Source organism: Halorubrum gandharaense (genome assembly GCF_054654575.1).
In genome coordinates, this window is sequence record NZ_BAAIET010000002.1 from 1,024,277 (window position 1) to 1,046,198 (window position 21,922).

The 21,922-nt window shown below is 68.0% G+C and carries 26 protein-coding genes and 1 pseudogene; 21 read left to right on the forward strand and 6 right to left on the reverse strand.

Annotated features, from left to right (window positions below; translation table 11 throughout):
• Window positions 1–70 precede the first annotated feature (70 nt).
• Window positions 71–361 carry a DUF7987 family protein gene (locus ACYQ07_RS14155; RefSeq protein WP_459882717.1) on the forward strand — a complete coding sequence of 97 codons (291 nt, stop codon included), beginning with the start codon at window positions 71–73 and terminating at the stop codon, window positions 359–361.
• Entirely contained in the window at window positions 361–1,059 is a 699-nt protein-coding gene (locus ACYQ07_RS14160) for a glycerophosphodiester phosphodiesterase (protein WP_459882719.1), read from the forward strand. Before ACYQ07_RS14155 ends, ACYQ07_RS14160 begins: the two co-directional genes overlap by 1 nt.
• A 189-nt stretch (window positions 1,060–1,248) precedes the next feature.
• Here ACYQ07_RS14160 and ACYQ07_RS14165 read toward each other — a convergent pair whose 3' ends face one another.
• Together ACYQ07_RS14165 and ACYQ07_RS14170 are read right to left on the reverse strand one after the other, a co-directional pair.
• Window positions 1,249–1,623 carry a DUF8022 family protein gene (locus tag ACYQ07_RS14165; protein ID WP_459882720.1) on the reverse strand — a complete coding sequence of 125 codons (375 nt, stop codon included), beginning with the start codon at window positions 1,621–1,623 and terminating at the stop codon, window positions 1,249–1,251.
• Complete coding sequence (locus ACYQ07_RS14170; protein ID WP_459883062.1) at window positions 1,623–3,167, reverse strand: acyl-CoA carboxylase subunit beta; 1,545 nt, start codon at window positions 3,165–3,167, stop codon at window positions 1,623–1,625. The genes ACYQ07_RS14165 and ACYQ07_RS14170 overlap by 1 nt, the downstream gene beginning before the upstream one ends.
• Window positions 3,168–3,370: 203 nt before the next feature.
• On the opposite strand from ACYQ07_RS14170, the gene ACYQ07_RS14175 reads away from it, so the two are divergent.
• From ACYQ07_RS14175 to ACYQ07_RS14195, 5 genes and pseudogenes are all read left to right on the forward strand, one after another.
• The gene (locus tag ACYQ07_RS14175) at window positions 3,371–3,562 is read left to right on the forward strand and encodes a hypothetical protein (RefSeq protein ID WP_459882721.1); all 192 of its coding nucleotides are present in this window, start codon (window positions 3,371–3,373) and stop codon (window positions 3,560–3,562) included.
• Window positions 3,563–3,856: 294 nt separating this feature from the next.
• Window positions 3,857–4,495: a 50S ribosomal protein L1 gene (locus ACYQ07_RS14180; RefSeq protein WP_459882722.1), complete on the forward strand. Its 639-nt coding sequence runs from the start codon at window positions 3,857–3,859 to the stop codon at window positions 4,493–4,495.
• Window positions 4,492–5,523, forward strand: a complete 1,032-nt coding sequence (locus ACYQ07_RS14185) for a 50S ribosomal protein L10 (RefSeq protein WP_459882724.1) — start codon at window positions 4,492–4,494, stop codon at window positions 5,521–5,523. The genes ACYQ07_RS14180 and ACYQ07_RS14185 overlap by 4 nt, the downstream gene beginning before the upstream one ends.
• Window positions 5,524–5,541: 18 nt before the next feature.
• Window positions 5,542–5,877: a 50S ribosomal protein P1 gene (gene rpl12p / locus ACYQ07_RS14190; RefSeq protein WP_459882726.1), complete on the forward strand. Its 336-nt coding sequence runs from the start codon at window positions 5,542–5,544 to the stop codon at window positions 5,875–5,877.
• 203 nt (window positions 5,878–6,080) lie between these two features.
• Window positions 6,081–6,263 (forward strand): annotated as a pseudogene (locus ACYQ07_RS14195) (hypothetical protein); the annotation flags it as partial.
• Window positions 6,264–6,323: 60 nt separating this feature from the next.
• On the opposite strand, the gene panB reads toward ACYQ07_RS14195, so the two are convergent.
• Window positions 6,324–7,130 carry a 3-methyl-2-oxobutanoate hydroxymethyltransferase gene (gene panB / locus ACYQ07_RS14200; RefSeq protein WP_459882728.1) on the reverse strand — a complete coding sequence of 269 codons (807 nt, stop codon included), beginning with the start codon at window positions 7,128–7,130 and terminating at the stop codon, window positions 6,324–6,326.
• Window positions 7,131–7,243: 113 nt separating this feature from the next.
• On the opposite strand from panB, the gene ACYQ07_RS14205 reads away from it, so the two are divergent.
• Window positions 7,244–7,495 carry a DUF5822 domain-containing protein gene (locus ACYQ07_RS14205; protein ID WP_459882729.1) on the forward strand — a complete coding sequence of 84 codons (252 nt, stop codon included), beginning with the start codon at window positions 7,244–7,246 and terminating at the stop codon, window positions 7,493–7,495.
• A gap of 22 nt (window positions 7,496–7,517) precedes the next feature.
• Here the strand turns inward: ACYQ07_RS14205 and ACYQ07_RS14210 are convergent, their stop codons facing one another.
• Window positions 7,518–8,138 carry an HAD family hydrolase gene (locus ACYQ07_RS14210; protein WP_459882731.1) on the reverse strand — a complete coding sequence of 207 codons (621 nt, stop codon included), beginning with the start codon at window positions 8,136–8,138 and terminating at the stop codon, window positions 7,518–7,520.
• Window positions 8,138–9,295: an acyl-CoA dehydrogenase family protein gene (locus tag ACYQ07_RS14215; RefSeq protein ID WP_459882732.1), complete on the reverse strand. Its 1,158-nt coding sequence runs from the start codon at window positions 9,293–9,295 to the stop codon at window positions 8,138–8,140. The genes ACYQ07_RS14210 and ACYQ07_RS14215 overlap by 1 nt, the downstream gene beginning before the upstream one ends.
• A 119-nt stretch (window positions 9,296–9,414) precedes the next feature.
• Between ACYQ07_RS14215 and gatE the strand changes: the two genes are divergently transcribed.
• The 13 genes from gatE (at window position 9,415) to ACYQ07_RS14280 (ending at window position 20,443) form a co-directional block, all read left to right on the forward strand.
• On the forward strand, window positions 9,415–11,283 hold the full coding sequence (gene gatE, locus ACYQ07_RS14220) for a Glu-tRNA(Gln) amidotransferase subunit GatE (protein WP_459882733.1): 1,869 nt from the start codon (window positions 9,415–9,417) through the stop codon (window positions 11,281–11,283).
• 72 nt (window positions 11,284–11,355) lie between these two features.
• On the forward strand, window positions 11,356–11,958 hold the full coding sequence (locus tag ACYQ07_RS14225) for an NUDIX hydrolase (RefSeq protein WP_459882734.1): 603 nt from the start codon (window positions 11,356–11,358) through the stop codon (window positions 11,956–11,958).
• A gap of 290 nt (window positions 11,959–12,248) precedes the next feature.
• The gene (locus ACYQ07_RS14230; protein WP_459882735.1) at window positions 12,249–12,698 is read left to right on the forward strand and encodes an Lrp/AsnC family transcriptional regulator; all 450 of its coding nucleotides are present in this window, start codon (window positions 12,249–12,251) and stop codon (window positions 12,696–12,698) included.
• Window positions 12,699–12,757: 59 nt separating this feature from the next.
• Entirely contained in the window at window positions 12,758–13,912 is a 1,155-nt protein-coding gene (locus tag ACYQ07_RS14235; RefSeq protein ID WP_459882736.1) for a DUF63 family protein, read from the forward strand.
• A gap of 46 nt (window positions 13,913–13,958) precedes the next feature.
• Window positions 13,959–14,171 (forward strand): hypothetical protein, encoded by a 213-nt coding sequence (locus ACYQ07_RS14240; RefSeq protein WP_459882738.1) that lies wholly within the window; start codon window positions 13,959–13,961, stop codon window positions 14,169–14,171.
• 59 nt (window positions 14,172–14,230) lie between these two features.
• A complete protein-coding gene (gene hisD, locus ACYQ07_RS14245) occupies window positions 14,231–15,520 on the forward strand; it encodes a histidinol dehydrogenase (protein WP_459882739.1) in 1,290 nt (429 codons plus the stop codon).
• 54 nt (window positions 15,521–15,574) lie between these two features.
• Window positions 15,575–15,829 (forward strand): hypothetical protein, encoded by a 255-nt coding sequence (locus tag ACYQ07_RS14250; protein WP_459882741.1) that lies wholly within the window; start codon window positions 15,575–15,577, stop codon window positions 15,827–15,829.
• A 120-nt stretch (window positions 15,830–15,949) separates the two neighbouring features.
• Complete coding sequence (locus tag ACYQ07_RS14255; protein WP_459882742.1) at window positions 15,950–16,315, forward strand: HesB/IscA family protein; 366 nt, start codon at window positions 15,950–15,952, stop codon at window positions 16,313–16,315.
• 88 nt (window positions 16,316–16,403) lie between these two features.
• Window positions 16,404–16,649: a DUF5816 domain-containing protein gene (locus ACYQ07_RS14260; protein WP_459882744.1), complete on the forward strand. Its 246-nt coding sequence runs from the start codon at window positions 16,404–16,406 to the stop codon at window positions 16,647–16,649.
• 82 nt (window positions 16,650–16,731) lie between these two features.
• Complete coding sequence (locus tag ACYQ07_RS14265; RefSeq protein WP_459882746.1) at window positions 16,732–17,073, forward strand: DUF7116 family protein; 342 nt, start codon at window positions 16,732–16,734, stop codon at window positions 17,071–17,073.
• 98 nt (window positions 17,074–17,171) lie between these two features.
• A complete protein-coding gene (locus tag ACYQ07_RS14270; protein WP_459882748.1) occupies window positions 17,172–17,372 on the forward strand; it encodes a dodecin in 201 nt (66 codons plus the stop codon).
• Between the two features lie 819 nt (window positions 17,373–18,191).
• Window positions 18,192–19,475 (forward strand): alanyl-tRNA editing protein, encoded by a 1,284-nt coding sequence (locus ACYQ07_RS14275; RefSeq protein ID WP_459882750.1) that lies wholly within the window; start codon window positions 18,192–18,194, stop codon window positions 19,473–19,475.
• On the forward strand, window positions 19,472–20,443 hold the full coding sequence (locus ACYQ07_RS14280) for an AIR synthase family protein (RefSeq protein WP_459883063.1): 972 nt from the start codon (window positions 19,472–19,474) through the stop codon (window positions 20,441–20,443). Before ACYQ07_RS14275 ends, ACYQ07_RS14280 begins: the two co-directional genes overlap by 4 nt.
• A gap of 109 nt (window positions 20,444–20,552) precedes the next feature.
• Here the strand turns inward: ACYQ07_RS14280 and ACYQ07_RS14285 are convergent, their stop codons facing one another.
• On the reverse strand, window positions 20,553–21,881 hold the full coding sequence (locus ACYQ07_RS14285) for a phosphoribosylamine--glycine ligase (RefSeq protein WP_459882752.1): 1,329 nt from the start codon (window positions 21,879–21,881) through the stop codon (window positions 20,553–20,555).
• Window positions 21,882–21,922: the final 41 nt, after the last annotated feature.

Here is a 21,922-nt window from a genome sequence, read left to right on the forward strand (position 1 = left end):
GCCGACGAGAGCCTCGATGACTGCGCGCGCCGTCGGGGAGATTAAGGCCACCCGTGTGATACCCCCACCTATGCTCTCGGCAGGAAACCCGTACGTGCTGCCGGCGGTGGTCGCCGGCGCCGTCGCCTACCTCGGGTTGAGCGTGTTCACCGGCTACTCGCTGCCAATCCGACTCGGCGTGCTCGTCGTCATCGTCGGCGTCCTTCCGATGGTCCTCAACACCGTCCGCCCCGGAGACGACTACGACGACGTCGGGCGCGGGATCATTGCGGAGGCCGGCGGGTCAGAGGATGCCGACCCGGCCGACGATGCCGACGGCGACGGCGACGACAACGACAACACGGAGACCCGGTCGGCGTGATGCCGGAGGACGGGCCGTACGTCGTCGGCCACCGCGGCACCCTCGCCACGCACGCGGAGAACACGGTCGAGGGAGTCGTCGCGGCCGCTCCCCACGTGGACGCCGTCGAGATCGACGTTCGCCGCTGTGGCTCCGGAGAAGTCGTCGTGTTCCACGACGAGACGCTGGAGCGCGTTTGTGGGGTCGACGAGCGGCTTGCGGACCTCACGCTCGACGAGCTCCGCGAGTATCCCGTCGGTGACTCCGACGAGCGCGTGCCGACGCTGCGCGAGCTACTCGCTGCGCTCCCGAATGACGTGGACGTGAACGTCGAGCTGAAGGAAACCGGGCTTGCGGCCGACGTGGCAGCCGCGATCGACGACGTAGAGAACGACGGCTTCGTCTCCTCGTTTTTTGCGCAGGCACTCGTCGAAAGCCGGCGGGCGGACCCGACCCTCTCCCGCGCGCTGTTGTACACTCACCGGACGGAGTGGGACCGCGCGGTCGCCGCCGCCGAGCGGCTCGGCTGTCGCTACCTCCACCCGTACGTCGACGCCGTCACCCCCGAACGGGTTGCGTCGGCGCGTGCACAGGGGTTCACCGTCAACGTCTGGGAGATCGAGACGGAGTCGGAGCTTTCGCGGGTGGTCGACGCCGGCGTCGACGGCGTGATCGTCGACGACTACCGGCTCGCGACGGCAGCGTTCCCGGCTGACTGATCACGGCCCGCGTTCGGAGACCGGACGATGCCGGATTCGCCGATGATCGAATTGATATTTTCAGGGATAGAAATATATGTACGGAGCGGAGAGATAGTACCATCCCCCTGTGAAGGGGAGTCACGGTGGGCATCCGTCGTCCACCGGGGGAATGCACGACGCGGGCGTGGGGACGCTCGCGGAGACGTCTCAGAGGCGGTCGGTTCGACCGGCCGCCGTCCAGGGATCGGTGGGCGTGCCGTCGGGGACGCGCACGCTACGATCCCCCAGTTGTTCCATCCGACCAGCGAACGCCCAGCGACGACCGTCCCACGATGGCTCCGCGTCCCGCGCGGCGGCCGCGGCGGCGACCTCCCCGTCGCGCAGATGCGCAGCGACGGCCGCCGCGATGGCGGCCGCTTCGGCGTCGTCGGCGTCGTCCGGCACCGAGAGCCGTGCGAGCGTCTCCGCGACCGCAACCGCGTCGGCGTCGGGGTCAGCGTCCGTCGCGGACGCACGGTCGGGTGACGAGCCGTCCTCCGAGGTCGCGGACGACTCCGGGTCGCCGGTCGAGTCGGTCGCCATCAGATCGGGATGTTACCGTGTTTCTTCTCGGGCTTTCGCGAGCGTTTCCCCTTCAGCATCTTCAGGTCCTGCACCAGCCGAGCGCGGGTCTCCGTCGGCTCGATCACGTCGTCGACGAAACCGCGGTCGGCGGCGGTGTAGGGGTTCGCGAACTCCTCGCGATACTCGTCGATCAGCTCCTGTCTGCGAGCGTCCGGATCGTCGGCTTCCGCCAGCTCCTCGCGGTAGAGGATGTTGACGGCACCTTTCGGCCCCATCACGGCGATCTCCGCGGTGGGCCACGCGTAGTTCACGTCGCCGCCGATGTGCTTCGAGGACATCACACAGTAGGCGCCGCCGTACGCTTTTCGGGTGATGACGGTGAGCAGGGGAACCGTCGCCTCCGAAAAGGCGTACAGCAGCTTCGCGCCATGGCGGATGATCCCGCCGTGCTCTTGGTCGGTGCCGGGCATGAACCCGGGCACGTCCTCGAAGGTGACGATCGGGATGTTGAACGCGTCACAGAAGCGGACGAACCGGGCGCCCTTCTGGCTCGACTCGATGTCGAGCGTGCCCGCGTTCACGCGCGGGTTGTTGGCCACGACGCCGACGGAGTGGCCGTCAAGCCGGGCGAAGCCGACGACGATGTTCTTCGCGAAGTTCTCGTGGACCTCGAAGAAGGAGCCCTCGTCGAAGACGCTCCCGATGACGTTCTTCATGTCGTACGGCTTCCGCGGCGCGTTCGGCACGATCTCCTCCAGCTCCTCATCCGCACGCTCGGGGTCGTCCCACGGCTCGACGCGCGGCGGGTCCTCCACGTTGTTCGCGGGGAGATACGACAGCAGGCGCGCGATGTTGTCGAGCGCCTCCTCCTCGCTCTCCTCCGCGAAGTGGGCGACGCCGGAGGTCGACGAGTGGGTGACCGCGCCGCCGAGCTCCTCGAAGCTCACCTCCTCGCCCGTCACCGTCTTGATGACGTCCGGGCCGGTGATGAACATGTGTGAGGTGTCTTTCACCATGAAGGTGAAGTCCGTGATCGCCGGCGAGTAGACGGCCCCGCCGGCACACGGCCCCATGATCGCCGAGATCTGGGGGACGACGCCCGACGCCTCCGTGTTGCGCCGGAAGATCTCCGCGAAGCCGCCGAGCGCCTCGACGCCCTCCTGAATGCGCGCGCCGGCGGAGTCGTTGAGCCCGACGACGGGCGCGCCCACGTCCATCGCCTTGTCCATCACCTTACACACCTTCTCGGCGAACACTTCGCCGAGCGAGCCCCCGAACACGGTGAAGTCGTGCGCGAAGACGAACGTCTTGCGGCCGTTCACCTCGCCGTAGCCCGTGATGACGCCGTCGCCCGGAATCTGCTGTTCTTCCATCCCGAACTTGTGGTTGCGGTGGGTCCGGAACTGGTCGAACTCGTGGAACGTCCCGTCGTCGAGGAAGTAGTCGATCCGCTCGCGTGCGGTCATCTTCCCCTTCTCGTGTTGGGAGGCGATCTTCTCCTCGCCGCCGCCCTTTCGCGCTTCCTCGCGTCGTTCTCGAAGGTCCTCGATGCGATCCTCCATCGTCACGACGGACCACCCTGAGTCATTGTCTCGTCGGTCGGCTAGCGTCGGCAAAAGGGTTCCCCTCCGCGACGAACGCCCTTTCGACGGGCGTCGAACACCGGCGGGGATCCGGCTGCTGTCGCGTTCGAATGTCGCCGTTCCGGGAAACGAGGACCGATCCGACCGAAATCTTCATTGGGTGTAACCCGATATCACACTGTATGGCTTCGATCACTGCCGACTGTCCGTACTGCGGCGTGGAGACGGCACTGGAGATCCCGGACGATTCGAATATCAAAAAGGTCGTCCAGAACTACCGGACCGGTATCTGGGGCGACGCGAACAAGACCGAAGCGGAGTGTGCTGACGGCCACCACTTCGCAGTCAAGTACAAAAACAAGAACAAAGCGTAGACGCGCCGTCGTATCGACGCCCGTTTTCCCGCCGTCGAGCCGCCGCCGAACTCCGCATCGGTCAACACGGGCGGCGCGGCGACCGGCGGCTCGTTTTGCGCCCGTCGAGCGCCCTGTTGTTCCGCGCGCGCCGAGCGCCCTGTTTATCAGCGCCCGTCGGGCGCCCTGTCGGCATCTCACACGCACGTCGGGGCTTCGACGGTTTTAAACCTCTCTTGAGCCTCTCTCCGATGAGACAGGCTTCGCCTGTTTCACTGACCCGTAGGAGCTACCTGCGTACTACGGAGGTGAAAAATGGCAGACACAATACAAGAGGCCGTCACTCTCGCACTCGACGAGGCCCCCGAGCGGAACTTCCGCGAAACGGTGGACCTCGCCGTCAACCTGCGAGACCTCGACCTCAACGATCCGTCGAACCGTATCGACGAGTCCGTCGTGCTGCCGGCTGGAACGGGGCAGGATACACAGATCGTTGTCTTCGCGGAGGGCGAAACCGCCGTCCGTGCAGAGGAAGTTGCTGACGAAGTGCTCGACAGCGACGATCTCGAAGACCTCGGAGACGACGACGACCGCGCCAAGGAGCTTGCCGATGAAACCGACTTCTTCATCGCGGAAGCCAACCTGATGCAGGACATCGGTCGGTACCTCGGTACCGTCCTCGGTCCGCGCGGGAAGATGCCTACCCCACTGCAGCCGGACGACGACATCGTCGAGACCGTCAACCGGATGAAGAACACGGTGCAGCTCCGGTCTCGTGACCGCCGGACGTTCCACACGCGCGTCGGCGCGGAGGACATGTCCGCGGAGGAGATCGCGGACAACATCGACGTCATCATCCGCCGTCTCGAGGCCGACCTCGAGAAGGGCCCGCTCAACATCGACGGGATCTACGTCAAAACGACGATGGGTCCCTCGGAGGAGGTTCCCGTATGAGCGTTCGGAAGACTGAGACCATCCCCCAGTGGAAGCGCGAGGAGGTCGACGAGCTCGTCGACTTCATCGAGTCGTTTGAGTCCGTCGGGGTCGTCGGCGTCGCCGGCATCCCGTCGCGCCAGCTCCAGGCCATGCGCCGCGAGCTGCACGGCTCGGCCGACCTGCGGATGAGCCGCAACACGCTCACCGTCCGCGCGCTGGAGGAGGTCGACGAGGGCGTCGAGCAGCTGACCCAGTACGTTGCGGGTCAGGTCGCGCTCATCGGCACGAACGACAACCCCTTCGGGCTCTTCCAGGAGCTGGAAGCCTCGAAGACGCCGGCGCCGATCAACGCCGGCGAGGTCGCCCCGAACGATGTCGTCATCCCCGAGGGTGACACGGGGGTCGACCCCGGACCGTTCGTCGGCGAGCTCCAGACCGTCGGCGCGAACGCGCGCATCATGGAGGGGTCGATCAAGGTCACCGAGGACTCGAAGGTCCTCGAAGAAGGTGAGGTCGTCTCCGACGATCTCGCCAACGTCCTGACTGAGCTCGGCATCGAGCCGAAGGAAGTCGGACTCGACCTCAAGGGCGTCTTCTCCGAAGGCGTGCTGTTCGAGCCCGACGAGCTCGCCATCGACGTCGACGAGTACGCGGCCGACATCCAGTCGGCCGCGGCCGCCGCGCGCAACCTCTCGGTCAACGCCGAGTACCCGACGGACCGCACCGCCGGCACCCTTCTCGCGAAGGCCGCCGGCAACGCGAAGTCCGTCGGCCTGTTCGCGGAGATCGAGAGCCCGGACGTCGTGCCCGACCTCGTCGGGAAGGCCGACGCCCAGCTCCGCGCGCTCGCCGCGCAGATCGACGACGACGAGGCGCTCCCCGAGGAGCTGCAGGGCGTCGACGCCGCCCCGGCTCCGGAGACGGAGACGGCGGAGACCACGGAAGAGGAACAGGCTGACGAAGAGGAAGACGCCGAGGAGGCCGACGACGACGCCGACGACGACGGCGACGACGGCGGCGAGGGTCTCGGCGAGATGTTCGGATAATACACGAGGATTACAACAATGGAATACGTTTACGCTGCGCTCATCCTGAACGAGACGGGCGAAGAGATCAACGAGGACAACATCACCGGCGTGCTGGAAGCCGCCGGCGTCGACGTCGAGGAATCCCGCGTCAAGGCGCTCGTCGCCGCGCTGGAGGACGTCGACATCGAGGAGGCCATCGAGACGGCCGCCGCGGCTCCCGCCGCTGGCGCCGCCGCGGGCGGCGCGGCCGAGGAGTCCACCGAGGAAGAGTCCGAGGAGGCTGCCGAGGAGGAGGAAGCCGCCGAGGAAGCAGAGGACGAGGAGGAAGACGAGGAAGACGGCGGCGAAGGCCTCGGCGAACTCTTCGGCTAACGCGGCTTCGACCGCGTCCATCCGGACGCGTCGGCCGTTCCTCACACGAATCCCGCTTTTTATCGGCCCCGACCGGCGAGCGGCAGCGACATCGTTCTCACTAGCACGGCTACGCACGCCGGCGCCCACGAATGCAGGCTCCAATTCTCGCCAGGCGTAACGGGGGGCGTAGGTTTTTGTTCGGTGGAGACCCACCCGCACCCATGCGAATCGACGGCGACACGGCGACGTGTGATCGGTGTGACGGAGGGTTCTCGATCGCGGATGTCTCTCTGCTTGAAAAGGCGGGGAACGGGCAGTACGAGAAGGTGCTCTGTGAGTCGTGTCTCGGCACCGTCGGCGTTCCGAACGGGTACACGCTCCGGCGGGATATCACTCATCTCGCCGGCGGGATATCACTCATCTCGCCGGCGATGACTAACTGCTCTCAGACCGCTTCGTGAACGCTAGTACAGGTCGTCCAGCTCCGCTTCGACGTGTGAGTGCTCTGACGCCGGAAACTCTCCGCCCTCCACAGCGGCCTGATACTCGGCAAGCGCGGACTGCATCTCACTCCGCACGTCGCCGAACTGCTTGGCGAACGGCGGGCTCCAGTCACCGAGCCCCACTGCGTCGTTGAACACGAGCACCTGTCCGTCACAGTCGGGGCCGGCGCCGATGCCGATCGTCGGCATGTCGAGTGCCTCCGTCACCGCGCCCGCGAGGTTGGCCGGCACGTGTTCGAGGACGAGCGCGAAGGCGCCGGCGCGCTCGTGGGCGCCCGCAAGCTCGACGATCTCCTCGGCCGCATCCCGGTCGGTTCCCTGTCGGGCGTAGCCGCCGAGGCGGTTAACGTGCTGGGGCGTGAGCCCGAGGTGTGCCATCACCGGAATGCCGATGTCGGTCATGCGCTCCGTCATCTCGACGGTGTGCCGGCCGCTCTCGATCTTGACCGCGTCGGCACCGGCCTCTTTCAAGAGTCGTCCGGCGTTCCGCACGGATTCGGCCTCGTCGACGCCGAAGGAGAGAAACGGCATGTCCGCGACGACGAGCGCGTCGTCGACGGCCCGCGAGACGGCGGCGGTTCGACTCGCGACTTCGTCCATCGTGACGGGGAGCGTGGAGTCGTAGCCGAGCACCGCGTTGCCCATGCTGTCGCCGACGAGGATGACGTCGATGCCCGCCTCGTCGACGAGCGCGGCGGTCGGGGCATCGTAGGCAGTCAGCATCGTGAACGGCTCCTCGCGGTTGCGGAGGTCCCGCGTCGTGGTCATGGTTCGGAGTCGCACGTCGGGGCGGTTAAACGCGACGGGACGGTCGCCGAACCGACCGGTTCACCGACCGCCGAACCGGCACCGATTTGCCGTTCGCCGCGTGAACGGGAGGTGTGCAACCCGTCGAGCGTACCGAGGTGGAGGGAGTCGACTACGGCTGGGTGATGCAGATGACGTTCGTGGTGACCATTCTGGTCGGCGCGCCGGTCGTCGCGGTCCTCTCGACGCTGGTGACGCTCGACACCTGGGGTGCCCGCGCGAGCTTCGCGATACGCGTGGGTGCGCCAATCTGGTTTCTGACGGCCGTCGTGCTCGCGCTCTACGCGCGGCGGACGGAGGCGGGCGACGGGGCGGTCGAGGAGTAAAACCGCGCTCCCGGCCCCACAGTCACTCGTCGACGAGTTCGTGCACCCACACGAACGGGACACCGGCGCGCTCGGCGGTCACCGCGTCGCGCTCGGAATCGCCGACGAATATCGCGTCCGCGGGCGAGACGCCGAGATCCTCGATGGCCGCCAGCAGCGGCTCGGGGTCCGGCTTGTACGTCGCGACGCTGTCGCGACCGACGACCGGCCCGATGCGGTCGGCGACGCCGTGCGTCTCCAAGGCGATCCGGCAGGCTTCCTCACAGTTGAGCGAGCACACTGCGGTGCGGTCGGGGTCCGCCTCAGCCAGTCCGTCAGCAAGCGGGAGCCATCGGGAGTCCCGAGCACCGGCGTGCTCGTGGCGCGCGATGGCCGCTTCGACCGCGTCACCAATGCCGTACTCCGGGGCCGCACCGAGCAGCTCCCAGAGTCCGTCGCCGGGCGGCTTCACGGCGTGGTCGGCGTATACGCCGAGCACGTCCTCGGCGACCGCGTTCCAGTCGACGGCCAGGTCCACGAGCGTCCCGTCGAGGTCGTAGACGACGGCCTTCGCGTCCGCGAGCGCCGGGTGGTCGAAGTTGGCAGGGGCGACGCCGGCGGACGGCGTCGACGAATCGTCCGAGTTCGGGGTTCCGGGCGTCATTAGCTGTCCAGTACGCCCCGGGCGATGATCTTCTTTTGGATCTCCGTGGTCCCCTCGTAGATCTCCGTGATCTTGGCGTCGCGGTAGAAGCGTTCAACGTCGAAGTCGGTGGTGTAGCCGTAGCCGCCGTGGATCTGCACCGCCTCGTTGGTGACGCTCATCGCCGTCTCGCTGGCTTTGTACTTGGCCTGTGCGGCGGCGACGCGGTTGTCCTCGCCGGCCTCCGCCTGCCGACACGCCTCGCGGACGAGCAGGCGGGACGCCGAGATGTCCGTCGCCATCTCCGCGAACTTGTGGCGGATCGTCTGGATGTCGTCGATGGGACCGCCGAACTGCTCGCGCTCGGCGGCGTACGCCTTCGCCTCGTCGAAGGCGGCCTGCGCGAGGCCGACCGCCTGCGCGGCGATGCCGATCCGGCCGCCGGTGAGGATGGTGAACGCCGCCGAGAGGCCCTTGCCCTCCTCGGTGAGGCGATTCTCGGCGGGGACCCGGCAGTCGTCGAAGGTGATCCCCGTCGTGTCGGATGCGCGCAGGCCGAGCTTCTCCTCCTTCCGGCCGACCTCGAACCCCTCCGTGTTCGCGGGCACGAGGAACTGGGTGATCGAGCCCGGGTCGTCGGCGTCCGTCTTCGCGAAGACGATGGCGACGCCGCCGCGCTCGCCGTTCGTGATCCACTGTTTCTGTCCGTCGAGCACGTACTCGTCGGTCTCCGGGTCGTAGGTGGCGGTCGTCGACATCTCCGCGGGATTCGAGCCCGCGTGCGGCTCGGAGAGACAGAACATGCCGACTGGGCGACCGTCGACCATTTCCGGAAGCCAGCGTTCGCGCTGGTCCTCCGTGCCGAACTCGGCGATACAGGAGGTGGCGAGACAGTGGACCGAGAGGGCGGTGGCGACGGCGAGCTGGCCGTACGCCACTTCCTCGTTGACGACCGCGTAGGTGGTCTCGTCGGCGTCGTAGCCGCCGTACTCCTCGGGGACCGTGAGGCCGGTGAGGTCGAGCTCGGCGAGCCCGTCCCACACCTCCTCGGGGAACGACTCCTCGGCGTCCGCCTCCCGAGCCGTCGGGCGGATCTCCTCGACGGCGAACTCGTGGACGACCTCCGTGATCGCCTGCTGTTCGGGAGTCAACGCGGAGCCGACGCGTGCGCCAGTCATACGCGCGAGTTCGCTCTCCCATTGAAAAAGGTGAACGATCCGGGCGTATGAGCGTCCGGCGTTCGGGGGCGCCAGCGAACTGCCACACTTTTAGTTGGGGCGCATCGGAGTAACAGGCAATGAGCGACTACGACCACGAGGAGTTGGGCCTCGTCGCCGGGCTGGAGATCCACCAGCAGCTCGACACGGCGACGAAGCTGTTCTGTGACTCCCCCACCGTGGAACGTGACCCGGAGGCGGCCGACCGCGAGCTGGTCCGGCACCTCCACCCGACGAAAAGCGAGCTCGGCGAGCTCGACCAGGCCGCCCTCGAGGAGAGCCGGGTCGACCGCGAGTTCACCTACCTCGCGTACGACACCACCTGTCTGGTCGAGGAGGACGACGAGCCGCCCCGGCGCGTCGACGACGAGGCGCTCGCCGTCGCGCTCCAGATCGGCGACCTGCTCGACGTGAACGTCGTCGACCAGGCGCACGTGATGCGCAAGCTCGTCATCGACGGCTCGAACACCTCCGGCTTCCAGCGCTCCATGCTGCTCGGCCAAGAGGGGGAGATCGAGACCAGCGAGGGGCCGGTCTCGATCGTCGACCTCCTGTTGGAGGAGGAGTCCGCAAAGCGCATCGAGGAAACGGACGAGGGCGTCGTTTACTCGCTCGACCGACTCGGCGTCCCCCTAGTCGAGATCGGCACGGGCCCGGACATCCGGAGCCCCGAGCAGGCGAAGGAGGCCGCCGAGCGCATCGGGATGCTGCTGCGCTCGACCGGGAAGGTGAAACGCGGACTCGGCACCATCCGCCAGGACGTGAACGTCTCCATCGCGGAGGGCGCCCGCGTCGAGGTGAAAGGCGTCCAGGACCTCCAGGGGATCGAGGACATCGTCCGCGGCGAGGTCGGCCGGCAGGCCGAACTCCTGGAGATTCGTGACGAACTCCGTGAGCGCGACGCCGACGTGGGCGAACCCGTCGACGCGACGACGGTGTTCGAGGACACCGAATCGGGCGTCATCGCCGGCGCGCTGGAATCCGGCGGCGCGGTCACCGCCGTTCCCCTGTTCGGCTTCGACGGGATCGTCGGCCGGGAGATCCAGCCGGACCGTCGGCTCGGCACGGAGCTGTCCGACCACGCCAAGCGCCACGGCGCGGGCGGGATCTTCCACACCGACGAGCTCCCCGCCTACGGCGTCACCGAGGAGGAGGTGGCTGCCCTCCGCGAACACGTCGATGCCGGCAAGGAGGATGCCGTCGCCATCGTCGCCGCCGACCCCGAGACGGCGGAGCTCGCCATCGAGGCCGCCGCCGAGCGCGCCGAAACCGCCATCGAGGGCGTCCCCGAGGAGACGCGGGGCGCCAACGACGACGGCACGACGCGCTACCTCCGTCCCCTGCCGGGCGCGGCGCGGATGTACCCGGAGACGGACGTGCCCCCCGTCGAACCGGACCCCTCCGAGGTTGAGCAGCCGGAGCTGCTCGACGAGAAGGCGGAACGCTACGTCGAGGAGTTCGGTCTCGACGCCGGGCTCGCCGAGCAGGTCGCGTTCGGTCAGCGCTTCCCGCTGTTCGAGACGGCCGTCGACCGCGGCGTCGACCCGACCTTCGCGGCCTCCACGCTGGAGTCGACGACGACGGAGATCCGCCGCGACGGTGCGCCCGTCGAGAATCTCACGGATGAGCACTTCCTCGAACTGTTCGAGCTCGTCGAGGACGGCGACCTCGCGAAGGAAGGCGTCCCGACGGTGCTGACGACGCTCGCGGAGCAGCCCGATCTCTCGGCGGCCGAGGCCGTCGAGGAAGCGGGGCTCTCGGGCGTGAGCGAGGCGGAAGTGCGTGAGGCGGTCGTCGAGGTCGTCGAGCGCAACGCCGACCAGATCGCCGAGGAGGGGATGGGCGCCTTCTCCGGACTGATGGGTGAGGCGATGGGCGCGCTCCGCGGCAAGGCCGACGGCGAGGTCGTCTCGGACGTGCTCCGCGAGGAGATCGGGAAACGAATCTAAACCGAGGGTGGTGCCGACCACCTCTCGGCGCGTATCGAACACTTATTAGTCCCGGTCGCCGTCCCACCGGACATGAGCACTCACGACGCCGACGCGCCCGACACCGATCCGTCGGGTAGCGCCGACGACGCGGACGCCGACCACGAAAACGCCTTACAGGACGTGATCGCGGTCGATCCCGACGACAACGAGGAGGGGACCGTCAACCGTCTCGACGCCCACACCGGCGACGGGATCCGCCACCGCGCGTTCACCTGTCTCGTCTTCGACGGCGACGGCCACATTCTCCTCGCACAGCGCGCGCCGAACAAGCGCCTGTGGGACGCCCACTGGGACGGCACCGTTGCCTCCCATCCGGTCGAGGGGCAGTCCCAGAAGGAGGCCACGGAGCAGCGGCTCGAAGAGGAGCTCGGCGTCACCCCCGACCAGTACAACGACCTTCGTGTGACGGACAAGTTCGAGTACAAGCGCTACTACCCCAACGAGGGCGTCGAATGGGAGGTCTGTGCCGTGCTGAAGGTGACCCTCGACGACGCCAGCCTCGACCCCGACGACGAGGAGATCGGCGGCCTGCTGTGGGCCGACTACGAGCACCTCCACGAGAACCCCGCGCTCTACCGCCAGCTCCGACTCTGTCCCTGGTTCGAGATCGCGATGCGCCGCGACTTCTCCTAACGCCGGCGGTCCCCTTTTAAGTGGCTTTGACGAGGGCGGCGAGCGTCTGCGCCGGCGTGCGCGGCTCCACCTTCCGCAGGCTCGCGGCTACACCGCTCGCCTTTCGAGGGCTCCCTTCGGTCGGCCCCGCCTGCCGCAGGCTCGCGGCTACACCGCTCGCCTTTCGAGGGCTCCCTGCGGTCGGCCCCGCCTGCCGCAGGCTCGCGGCTACACCGCTCGCCTTTCGAGGGCTCCCTTCGGTCGCCCTCGCTATCCGCAACTTCAAAGACCGCCCCCGGCGAACCGTTCCCATGGAACTGGACGACACTGACCGGGCCATTCTCCGTATTCTTCAGGAGGACGCACGCACTCCCTTCTCCGAGATCGCCCGGCGGATCGACATGTCGAGCGCGACGGTCCACGACCGCGTCGGGCGCATGGAGGACGCCGGCGTCATCGAGGGGTACCACGCGAAAGTGAACGCGAAGGAGGTCGGCTACGGGGTGAGCGCGCTCGTCGGACTCCGCGTCGAGCAGGGCCGCGAGGAGGACGCCCTCGACCGCCTCCGCGACATCGAGGAGGTTCGGGAGATCCACCTCACCACCGGCGAGTGGGACGTGATCCTCCGGGTCGTCGCCGAGGACACCGACCGGCTCCGGGAGCTGATGTTCGACCGGATCGCCGACATGGACGGCTTCTCGCGCTCGCAGACGATGATCATTCTCGGCACCGACTACGAGGGTGACGGGCTGCCGATCTGAGCGGAATCGGGCGGTTTCAACCGGAACGCTAAACTCCCGTCTCCGCTGAACGTTCGACCATGAGCCAATCCGACGAGGAGTGGTTCGGCATGTCGCCGGAGCGAGCGTGGGTGCTCGTCGTCGGCGGCGTGACGGCCGTCCTCGCGCTCGGGTCGCTGATCTCCCAGCGACTCGTCTACGACCGGTTTCTCTGGCGCTACTTCTGGGGTCCCGTCGCCGCCGACGGGCAGGGTGCCTCCTGTGCCGTTCGTTACCCCGGCGAGACCGAGCTGTTGACCAGTGCCGCCGCGTGTGCGGAGGCCGAGGCCGCCGGCGAGGTCGTCGCCTACTCCGGGTACACCACCGTCTCGACGCTGAGCTACGTCTTCATCCTGCTCGCCATGCTGGCGGGCGTCGTGCTCCTGCTCCGCCGGCTGGAGATCGGCACCGAGCTCCGGTTCTTCTACGCGCTGTTCCCGTTCATGCTGTTCGGCGGCGCGCTCCGCACGGTGGAGGACGCCGGCATCGCCGCGATGCGCGCGGGCGTCGACCCGCTGATCCCGTTCCCGTACAGCGCGCTGATCATCAGCCCGTTCATCTACATCACCGTCTTCGCGCTCACGCTCGGCTGCGTCCTGCTCGCCTACTGGCTCGCCGCGCGCGACTACGCCGAGGACTACGCCCGGCCGCTGTTCGGGATGGGGTCGGCCCTGCTGGCCGCCAGCCTCGGCTACCTCGGCTACCTCGCGGCGACCACCGACTACGTCACGTTCTACCCCATCATCATCGTGCTCACGGTCGGGCTCGCCACCCTCTCGACGTGGCTGACCTGGAAGCTGATCGAGGGCTGGAAGCCGTCGATCAACGCGGGCACCGGCTTCGCCGGCTTCCTCATCATCTGGGGTCACGCCATCGACGGCGTGGCGAACGTCATCGGCCTCAACTGGATGCCGGAGCTCACGGGAACGAGCAACCTCGTCCCCAAACACGTCGTCAACGACCTGATCGTCACCTGGACCGGACGGCTGCTCCCCGAGAGCATCGTCGCCGTCACCGGCGACGCCTGGCCGTTCCTGTTCGTGAAACTCGCCGCCGCAACCTTCGTCGTCTGGGTGTTCGAGGCGGAGATGTTCGAGGAGTCACCCCGGTACACCATCCTGCTGCTCATCACCGTCATCGCGGTCGGGCTCGGCCCCGGGACGCGCGACATGCTCCGCGCGGCGTTCGGGATCTGAGCCCGCTGACCACAATCGCCTTGTGGGTCGCTGCGTGAGAATCCGCATGAACCGCTCCCGATTCGTCCAGTTGGCCGTCGTCGCCTTCGGGCTCGTGTTCGCCTCGTTTTTCGTTCGCGGCACGGTACGGCTGTTCTTCCCGTACGACATCGCCGTGCTCGCCTCGGCACCGCTGCTGCTCGCGGCCGCCGCGCTCGTCGTCGCGCTGTTCGTGCTCGGCGTGCTCGACGTGGCGGGGATCTACGAGCTGGAGGCGTAGGGAATCACGCCGGCCCCCAGTCCGAACCGCCTTTCACCCCTCGCTGCGGAGTGTGGTCCATGAACGTACGAGCCGTCGCGGACCTCTCGCCCGACGAGCGCGCCGCCTTCTTCGAGCGCGACGCCGGCGTCGAGGCCGTCCGCGAGGACGTCCGCGAGATCGTCGACCGGGTGCGAACCGAGGGTGACGTGGCCGTCCGGGAGTTCTCCGAGGAGTTCGACGGCGTCACCGTCGGCAACATCGACATCACCGACGAGGCGGAGCGCGCCCACGAGGCGCTCGCGGAGGAGGACGACCCGATTCTCGACGCCATTCGTGACGCGGCCGAGAACATCCGAGCATTCCACGAGCGGCAGGTCCCCGAGGATTGGCGGGACGACTTCGGCGGCAGGGAGCTGGGCCGGCGATTCCGCCCGCTCTCGCGAGTCGGCGTCTACGTCCCCGGCGGCGCCGCGGCGTACCCGTCCAGCGCGCTGATGGGGGTCATTCCCGCGAAGGTGGCCGGCGTCGAACACGTCGCCGTCGCGACGCCGCCCGCCGACGAGATCAACCCGGCGACGCTCGCGGCGATCCACGAGGCGGGCGCCGACGCCGTCTATCAGGTCGGCGGCGCGCAGGCGATCTCCGCGCTCGCGTACGGGACGGAGACCGTGACGAGCGCCGAGAAGGTGGTCGGCCCCGGAAACAAGTGGGTGACCGCCGCCAAAGCCGAGGTGCGAGGCGACGTGGAGATCGACTTCCTTGCGGGGCCGAGCGAGGTGCTCGTGCTTGCGGACGAGACGGCCGAGCCCGAGTTCGTCGCCGCCGAGCTGCTCGCGCAGGCCGAACACGACCCGAACGCCTCCGTCGTCGCGGTGACGGCCGATGCGGATCTCGCGGACGCCGTCGCGGAAGCGGTCGAGACCGGCGCCGACGAGCGCGAGCGGTCGGAGACGATCCGTGCGGCGCTCGACAACGACGCCAGCGGCGTGCTCCACGCGCGCTCGATGTCCGAAGCCGTCCTGTTTGCCGAGGAGTACGCCGCCGAGCACCTCTCGATCCTGGCCGACGACGACGAGGCGTTGCTCGACCGGATCACGAACGCGGGCAGCGTGTTCCTCGGCCCCTACTCGCCGGTCGCGGCGGGGGACTACGCCGCCGGGACGAACCACGTGCTCCCAACCAACGGCGGGGCCAAACGCTACGGCGGGCTCTCCGTCGACACGTTCCTCCGCTCGTCGACGGTCCAGCGGCTCGACCGCGAGGCGCTCGCCGACGTGAGCGACACGATCACGACGCTCGCGGAGGCGGAGGGGCTGGAGGCGCACGCCGAGAGCGTTCGGACGCGGCTGGAGCAGGACGACGAGTAGCGCCGTTTGCCTGGTTCGCTCGGTTTACCATCCGGAACGCCGAAACGTTCTCGTATGCTCTCCTCGCAGGTCGCGCCGTCGGGAACGTTCGCGATCCTCGTGTGGTCGCTGCTCGCGCTCGTCGCGTTCGCCGTCGCCGGGGGTGCCGTCGCGCGCGACGCCCGCAAGCGGGGGATGACGCGCCCCACGGCGTGGGGATTCGCCGTGTTTCTCGGCCTGATCGCCGGACTGCTGGTGATCCCGGGAACGTTCGCCCGGCTGTTTCCCGCAGCACTGGTGGTCGGCCTCTATCTCGCGGTTCGTGAGTGACCGGCTTCGGGGGTCGAGTCTCGGCCGCGAACGCGGGCCCGGTGACGCGAAACCGGCGACGGCCACACGAGCGTGCGAGTTGGCGTCAGGGTTTTCACCTTGCACGGGGTACCCTTCTGTATGAGCACCGAATCGGCCCAGACGAGCGGCGACCCGACCATCGAGGTCACGCCGGACGCCGCCGAGGAAGCGATCGCGCTTCTCGAGGGCGAGGGACTCGACACCGACGTAGCGGGACTCCGACTGTTCGTCCAGCAGGGAGGCTGTGCCGGCCTCTCGTACGGCATGCGCTTCGACGACGAGCCGGAGGAGGACGACGCCATCGTCGAGCATCACGGACTTCGGGTGTTCGTCGACCCCGCGAGCCGCAACTACATCGGCGGCAGCCGGCTCGATTACGAGCACGGGCTCCAGGCCGCCGGTTTCCACGTCGAGAACCCGAACGTCGTCTCCGAGTGCGGCTGCGGCGAGTCCTTCCGTACGTAATCGCGGCGTGGTTGCCGTCGCCGGCGCCTTTCCGTCGCCGACACGTCGTCGTCGCCCTTTTTAGGTGATCGACCCGCTAGAGTGGGATATGGAACTCGAGGCGCGGACGACGAGCGACGACGAGCTGGTGTACGTCGATCGGACGATGGGCGACCGAGGCGCGGAGGGCCCATTTTATGTGGTGTTCGCCGACGAGCGCGGCCGCGAGCGGTGGGGCTACTTCTGTGGGAACTGCGAGTCGCTCGACACCGCGATGGACACGATGGGCCGGATCCAGTGTAACGTCTGCGGCAACACGCGCAAACCCGAGGAGTGGGACGCCGCTCACGAGTGAGCTCCCATCGTCGGGAGTGGACTCCGCCGGCAACCCATGCCGTGATAACACTTATCACACCTGCCGCCCAACGTACACCTAGATGGCCCCTGCGAGCATGCCACCGACGACGGAGGCCAGAGACGTTTTTCAGGAGTTAGGATACACCGTGCGCGACGGCGGACGCGAGTTCGTCGCCGAGCGCAAGTGGCGACGCGTCCTCGTCACAGCGGTGTGTGAGGACGGCGCCGCGGACCCGGAACCCTATCTTGCGGACGGCGGCGAGACCCCACGGCTCCGCTGTTTCGTCACGTGGGACGGCCACGCCGACGACCTCACGGAGAAGCTCGCGGAGTTCAAACCCCCCTACGACTGGGCGGTGATCGGCGTCGACCGCAACTCGGGCGAGTTCTCGGTCACCGAGGGCGTTCCCGGGAGTCCGTAGCGGACGGCGGCGCACGCTACCCGCGACCGCGGGCGGGTGTTCGCGTACCTCCTTCGGCGAGTGCTTTTAAGGGACATTGCGCCCAACGAGCAGGTGACATGGTGTTCAAGAAAATCACGCTGATCGGCACGAGCGAGGAGAGCTTCGACGACGCGGCCGACGACGCCATCGACCGCGCGGAGGACACGCTGGAGAACGTCTACTGGGCGGAGGTAGAGGAGTTCGGCGTCGAAGTGAAGAACGCGCCCGAACGACAGTATCAGGCGGAAGTCGAGGTCGCGTTCGAGCTGGAGGACTGAGCGGACGCCGAGCGCCCTTTTCGGCGAATCCGTCTCTGTCGAAATCCCATTTTCCAAACGGATTTCGATCTGAAATAGACGGTCGATAGTGACTGCTTGCTGAGTGATATCGGGAGTGGGTGTATTACGTGAGTGGGTGTGGGGTTTATCAGTGAGGCGTCGGTGAGGTTGTGGGTCATTTATAAGGAGTGCTTGAAACACGAGTCGTTGGAGTGAGCACGACGACAAACACCTCCAAAGCCCCAGCCGGCTCCGGTCGAGGGTTCCGGAAGACGGTCCGGCTCGCTGCTCACGGCTTCGCCGTTCGCTATCGAGAGCTCCCTCCGGTCGCTCTCGCATTGCTCGCGGGCTGCGACTTCCGTCGTCCCGCTCGTAGACTCGCGGGACGCTCGTTGCGCTCCTCGCTCTCGGCACCACCCGCTGCGGTGCTTACATCGCCCGTCTTCCCGGAGCCGGCTGCCCCTTTGAGTCCCACCCGACCGCTCCGCACCCGCACCTCACGCCTCTCCAGCCTCGTCGTCGCCTTCGGCGACGACTCCCTCGCGCGCGTTTCTCGCGCGCGCCGACCGCAGTCGGGTTTATAAGCGAGCAGCGGGACCACTCACGGTTATTTATAAGCGATCACCGATGGCGCCGGTTACAATACCCACTCCCGTAATCACTCATCGAGGATGCTGTATTGACTACAACCGGGGCAGAATCTGTTACTTGCAGGAATTTCAACAGCTCCGCGAAACCATTTCCGAACGTGGCGCGGTTCGGCCGGAGCCGTCTGCCGCGTCGGCCACCTATTTACCCGGCGGCGACGACCGCCCGGACATGACCGCATCACGCGCCCCGGCGGAGCCCGAGGTTCGCGAGTTCGAGGCGACCGTCGAGCGAGTCGAGGACGGCGGCCGCGAGGTCGTGTTGGACCACACCTACTTCTACGCCGAGTCGGGCGGCCAACCCGCCGACCGCGGGACCCTCGGCGGCTGCGCCGTCGAACACGTCCACGAGACGGACGGTGAGGTCGTCCATGTCCTCGCCGAGCCGCTGGACCGTGAGCCTGGCGAGACGGTCGCCGGCGTGATCGACGACGCGTTCCGCACCTACTGCACCCGCGCGCACACCGCCTCGCACGTCCTCTACGGTGCCGCACGGCAGATATGTGAGGATCTCGGCTACGCCGGCTTCGACATCGGGACGGAGAAGGTGCGCGTCGACCTCACCGCCAGCGAGCCGCTCGACGACGCCGACCTCGTGGAGCTGGAGCGGCTCGCGAACCGCGTCGTCTGGGACTCGCTGCCGGTAACGTGGGAGACGATGCACGCGGCGGAGGCCCGCGCGCTCGACGACATCGCGTTCAACGACAAGACGGAGGCGGGTGCGATGGCTGGTGGAGGTGAGGGCGGTGCGACCGGGAGGGGCGCCGGCGGCGACACTGCCAGCGACGACGCCGTCCGCGTCGTGACGGTGGAGGGGTGGGACGTAGCGGCCTGTGGCGGCACGCACGTCTCGAACACCCACGAGATCGGCCTCATTTCGGTGCTCGACCGGTCGAATCCGGGCGAGGGCGTCACGCGCGTCGAGTTCGCCGTCGGCCCCTCGGCGGTCGACCGGAACGCGGCAGTCCACGCCGCCGCGCTGGAGGCGGCGAGCGCGGCCGACGCCAACGTCGAGTCCCTCCCGGATGCAGTCAAGCGGCTTCGCGAGACGAACGAGGCGCTGGAGGGCGATGTCGCCGAGCTCCGGACGGACCTCCTCCAGTTCCGCCTGCGGGAGTTCCCCAAAACAACCGTGACGGAGGAGGACGGCACGGAGACAGCGTGGACTATCGGCCAACTCGCCGATGCCGACCCGAACGACCTCCGGGAGCCGGCGAGCGAGCTGGTGGACGCGGACGATCCTGACGCCCCCGACGCGCTGGCGGCGGTCGGCGACGGCCCCGCGCCCTTCCTCGTGGTGGCCGCGGCCCCCGACTCGGGCGTCGACGCCGGCGAGGTCGTCGCGGCCGCCACCGACGCGTTCGGCGGCGGGGGCGGTGGCGGACCGACGTTCGCGCAGGGCGGCGGGCTCGACGCCGATTCCGAGGAGGTCGCCTCTTGGCTCCGCGAGCGATGACGGGCAAGCTCGACCCCGAAGCCCTAGCGGAGGTGCTCGCGGCCACCGGTGTGGAGGACCCGACCGTCCTCCAGGGGGCGGCCTACGGCGAGGACGCGGCCGCCATCGACCTCGGGGACCGGACGCTCGTGGTCAGCGCCGACCCCATCTCGCTGGCGGCGGAAGCGGTCGGCCGACTCGCGGTCCACGTCGCCTGTAACGACGTGGCCGCCAGCGGCGCGGACCCGCGCTGGCTGACGAACACCGTGTTCCTGCCGACTGACGACGCCGATATCCGGCAAACGGTGGTCGAACAGGTGGACGCGACGGCCGAGCGCGTCGGCGTCTCCGTCGTCGGCGGGCACACCGAGGTGTTGCCCGCGCTGGACCGCCCACTGTTGTCGATGACGGCGATGGGGACGACCGACCGCTTCATCGCGAGCGGGGGCGCGGCCCCCGGTGACCGGCTCGTGCTCACGAAAGGCGCCGGCATCGAGGCAACCGCCATCCTCGCGACCGACTTCCGCGAGGCGTGTGCCGATGCCGGCGTCTCCGAGGCAACGCTCGACGCCGCGGCGGCGTTCCTCGACGAGGTGAGCGTGACCCCCGACGCGGCCGCGCTCCGTCGGTGGGCGACGGCGATGCACGACCCGACCGAGGGCGGCCTCCTCACCGCGCTCCACGAGCTGGCGGGCGCGGGGGACATCGAGGTCGCCGTCGAGCGCGCGGACGTGCCGATTCGGCCCGAGACGCGCGCCTGCTGTGCCGCGCTGGACGTGGACCCGCTGGCGACGTTCGGATCCGGCGCGCTGCTCGCGGCGGTGCCCCCGGAACACGTCGAGGACGCGCTCGACGCGCTGGAGACCGCCGGCATCGAGGGAGGGGAGATCGGCAAGGTCGTCGGCGAGGCCGACGGCGGCGCCGTCACGCTGGACGGCGACCCGATGGGAGGACCGCCGCGCGACGGGTTCTACCCGCTCTGGGAGTAGGAGTTGGGGGATACGGGGGACGGTGATGGAGACGCTCGGAGGGTTCGACGGATGTTGGGCGCAAAGTCGCAATAAGGGAATGTAGTCCAAGCACTCCTTCCGGTGGACGCTAACTATCGGCCGGACCGAGGTATCCCCACGCCTGTAGGCGGTCGCCGTCACCCTCGATCCAGCGCTCGCCGATGTCGTCACGGTAGTACATGTTCGGCATCACGATATCGTCGATCCGGTCGTACGCCTGCTCCCGCGCGGCATGCATCGTGTCGCCCTTCCCGGTCACGACGATCGGCATGCCGTTGCCGCCGGCGACGCGCCACTGTCCCTCGACGTTTTTCGCGTCCTCGATGTGGACGCCCGGCGGCGGGCCGCCGTCGTCGGTCTCGAAGACGACCGCGGCGTTGCGGGTGTTCTCGTCGTACGTCTTGTCGTCATCGAACGGGAATGGGGGGAGCACGACTCGCATCGCGATCTGGTACCCCTCGTGGACCTGCAGATTCGGGTCGTTACCGTGTGCGAGATCGTCAAAGAACTGGCCGGTCGACGACTCGAACGACTCCTCCTGGAGGGTGATCGTCGGATAGCCGAATCTGGGGGTAAACTCCAGCGGATAGATGCCGCGCTCGTTGACGATGCAGTTCACGTCGATGCTCCCGACGTACCCCTCCTCGGCCAGCCACGACTCGAGTTTGCCGAGCGTCTCACAGAACAGGTGGTTCCGACCGGACCAGAACATGGAGGTCCCCATCTCGCCGGTCTGAGGGCCGATGTTCCCCGGGAACAGCTTCTTGTGCTCGAAGTTGAAGTTGATCGGCTCCACGAACCGGTCGCCGTTGAAGAAGCCGCAGACGGCGACCTCAACGCCCTCCACGCGGCGCTGGAGCTGGAACCCCTTCATCCGGTGGCCCCACGCCTTCTCGTAGGCGCGAAGCACGTCGATCACGTCGCCGCCGTCGGATTCGCGACCGACGTACAGCAGGCGCTTGACGTTCTGGACCTCGCCGAGCGGTTTGATCACGTAGGGGTTCGGGTTCTCCTGAACGTGTTCGATGGCGGCGTCGAAGTCGGTGAACTCGTGGTGTTCGACCGTGTTCACCTCGTTCTGTTCGAGGATCTCCATCGCGTAGCCGCGGTCCTCCTCCAGCCGGTCGGTGTTGGGCGTGCCGCCGACGACGGCGTGGCCCTCCTCGCGGAGCTCGCGGGCGATCTTCCCGGTGCCAACGTCCGAGCCGACCCAGATGTCGTCGAAGATGATCACGTCGGCCCAGTCGACCTCGGCCTCCCAGTCGTCGGTCTTCGGCACGAACCCGTCGGCGATCTCCTGGTCGCCCTCGGACTCGATGTAGTAGCGCACGTCGTGGCCTTCCTTGTGTACCTGCCACGCGATGTCGCCGATGAGGGCGGCGTCGAGCGAACAGAACAGGAAGTTCTTCTGGTCCATGCGCTGGAGTCGCCCGGTCGCGGCAAAAGGGTGCCGACGGG

What these genes read in the sequence shown, in the direction of transcription:
- ACYQ07_RS14155 (WP_459882717.1), top strand. Translation starts at nt 71, where the DNA reads ATGCTCTCGGCAGGAAACCCGTACGTGCTGCCGGCGGTGGTCGCCGGC.
- ACYQ07_RS14160 (WP_459882719.1), top strand. Translation starts at nt 361, where the DNA reads ATGCCGGAGGACGGGCCGTACGTCGTCGGCCACCGCGGCACCCTCGCC.
- ACYQ07_RS14165 (WP_459882720.1), bottom strand. Translation starts at nt 1,623, where the DNA reads ATGGCGACCGACTCGACCGGCGACCCGGAGTCGTCCGCGACCTCGGAG.
- ACYQ07_RS14170 (WP_459883062.1), bottom strand. Translation starts at nt 3,167, where the DNA reads ATGGAGGATCGCATCGAGGACCTTCGAGAACGACGCGAGGAAGCGCGA.
- ACYQ07_RS14175 (WP_459882721.1), top strand. Translation starts at nt 3,371, where the DNA reads ATGGCTTCGATCACTGCCGACTGTCCGTACTGCGGCGTGGAGACGGCA.
- ACYQ07_RS14180 (WP_459882722.1), top strand. Translation starts at nt 3,857, where the DNA reads ATGGCAGACACAATACAAGAGGCCGTCACTCTCGCACTCGACGAGGCC.
- ACYQ07_RS14185 (WP_459882724.1), top strand. Translation starts at nt 4,492, where the DNA reads ATGAGCGTTCGGAAGACTGAGACCATCCCCCAGTGGAAGCGCGAGGAG.
- rpl12p (WP_459882726.1), top strand. Translation starts at nt 5,542, where the DNA reads ATGGAATACGTTTACGCTGCGCTCATCCTGAACGAGACGGGCGAAGAG.
- panB (WP_459882728.1), bottom strand. Translation starts at nt 7,130, where the DNA reads ATGACCACGACGCGGGACCTCCGCAACCGCGAGGAGCCGTTCACGATG.
- ACYQ07_RS14210 (WP_459882731.1), bottom strand. Translation starts at nt 8,138, where the DNA reads ATGACGCCCGGAACCCCGAACTCGGACGATTCGTCGACGCCGTCCGCC.
- ACYQ07_RS14215 (WP_459882732.1), bottom strand. Translation starts at nt 9,295, where the DNA reads ATGACTGGCGCACGCGTCGGCTCCGCGTTGACTCCCGAACAGCAGGCG.
- gatE (WP_459882733.1), top strand. Translation starts at nt 9,415, where the DNA reads ATGAGCGACTACGACCACGAGGAGTTGGGCCTCGTCGCCGGGCTGGAG.
- ACYQ07_RS14225 (WP_459882734.1), top strand. Translation starts at nt 11,356, where the DNA reads ATGAGCACTCACGACGCCGACGCGCCCGACACCGATCCGTCGGGTAGC.
- ACYQ07_RS14230 (WP_459882735.1), top strand. Translation starts at nt 12,249, where the DNA reads ATGGAACTGGACGACACTGACCGGGCCATTCTCCGTATTCTTCAGGAG.
- ACYQ07_RS14235 (WP_459882736.1), top strand. Translation starts at nt 12,758, where the DNA reads ATGAGCCAATCCGACGAGGAGTGGTTCGGCATGTCGCCGGAGCGAGCG.
- ACYQ07_RS14240 (WP_459882738.1), top strand. Translation starts at nt 13,959, where the DNA reads ATGAACCGCTCCCGATTCGTCCAGTTGGCCGTCGTCGCCTTCGGGCTC.
- hisD (WP_459882739.1), top strand. Translation starts at nt 14,231, where the DNA reads ATGAACGTACGAGCCGTCGCGGACCTCTCGCCCGACGAGCGCGCCGCC.
- ACYQ07_RS14250 (WP_459882741.1), top strand. Translation starts at nt 15,575, where the DNA reads ATGCTCTCCTCGCAGGTCGCGCCGTCGGGAACGTTCGCGATCCTCGTG.
- ACYQ07_RS14255 (WP_459882742.1), top strand. Translation starts at nt 15,950, where the DNA reads ATGAGCACCGAATCGGCCCAGACGAGCGGCGACCCGACCATCGAGGTC.
- ACYQ07_RS14260 (WP_459882744.1), top strand. Translation starts at nt 16,404, where the DNA reads ATGGAACTCGAGGCGCGGACGACGAGCGACGACGAGCTGGTGTACGTC.
- ACYQ07_RS14265 (WP_459882746.1), top strand. Translation starts at nt 16,732, where the DNA reads ATGGCCCCTGCGAGCATGCCACCGACGACGGAGGCCAGAGACGTTTTT.
- ACYQ07_RS14270 (WP_459882748.1), top strand. Translation starts at nt 17,172, where the DNA reads ATGGTGTTCAAGAAAATCACGCTGATCGGCACGAGCGAGGAGAGCTTC.
- ACYQ07_RS14275 (WP_459882750.1), top strand. Translation starts at nt 18,192, where the DNA reads ATGACCGCATCACGCGCCCCGGCGGAGCCCGAGGTTCGCGAGTTCGAG.
- ACYQ07_RS14280 (WP_459883063.1), top strand. Translation starts at nt 19,472, where the DNA reads ATGACGGGCAAGCTCGACCCCGAAGCCCTAGCGGAGGTGCTCGCGGCC.
- ACYQ07_RS14285 (WP_459882752.1), bottom strand. Translation starts at nt 21,881, where the DNA reads ATGGACCAGAAGAACTTCCTGTTCTGTTCGCTCGACGCCGCCCTCATC.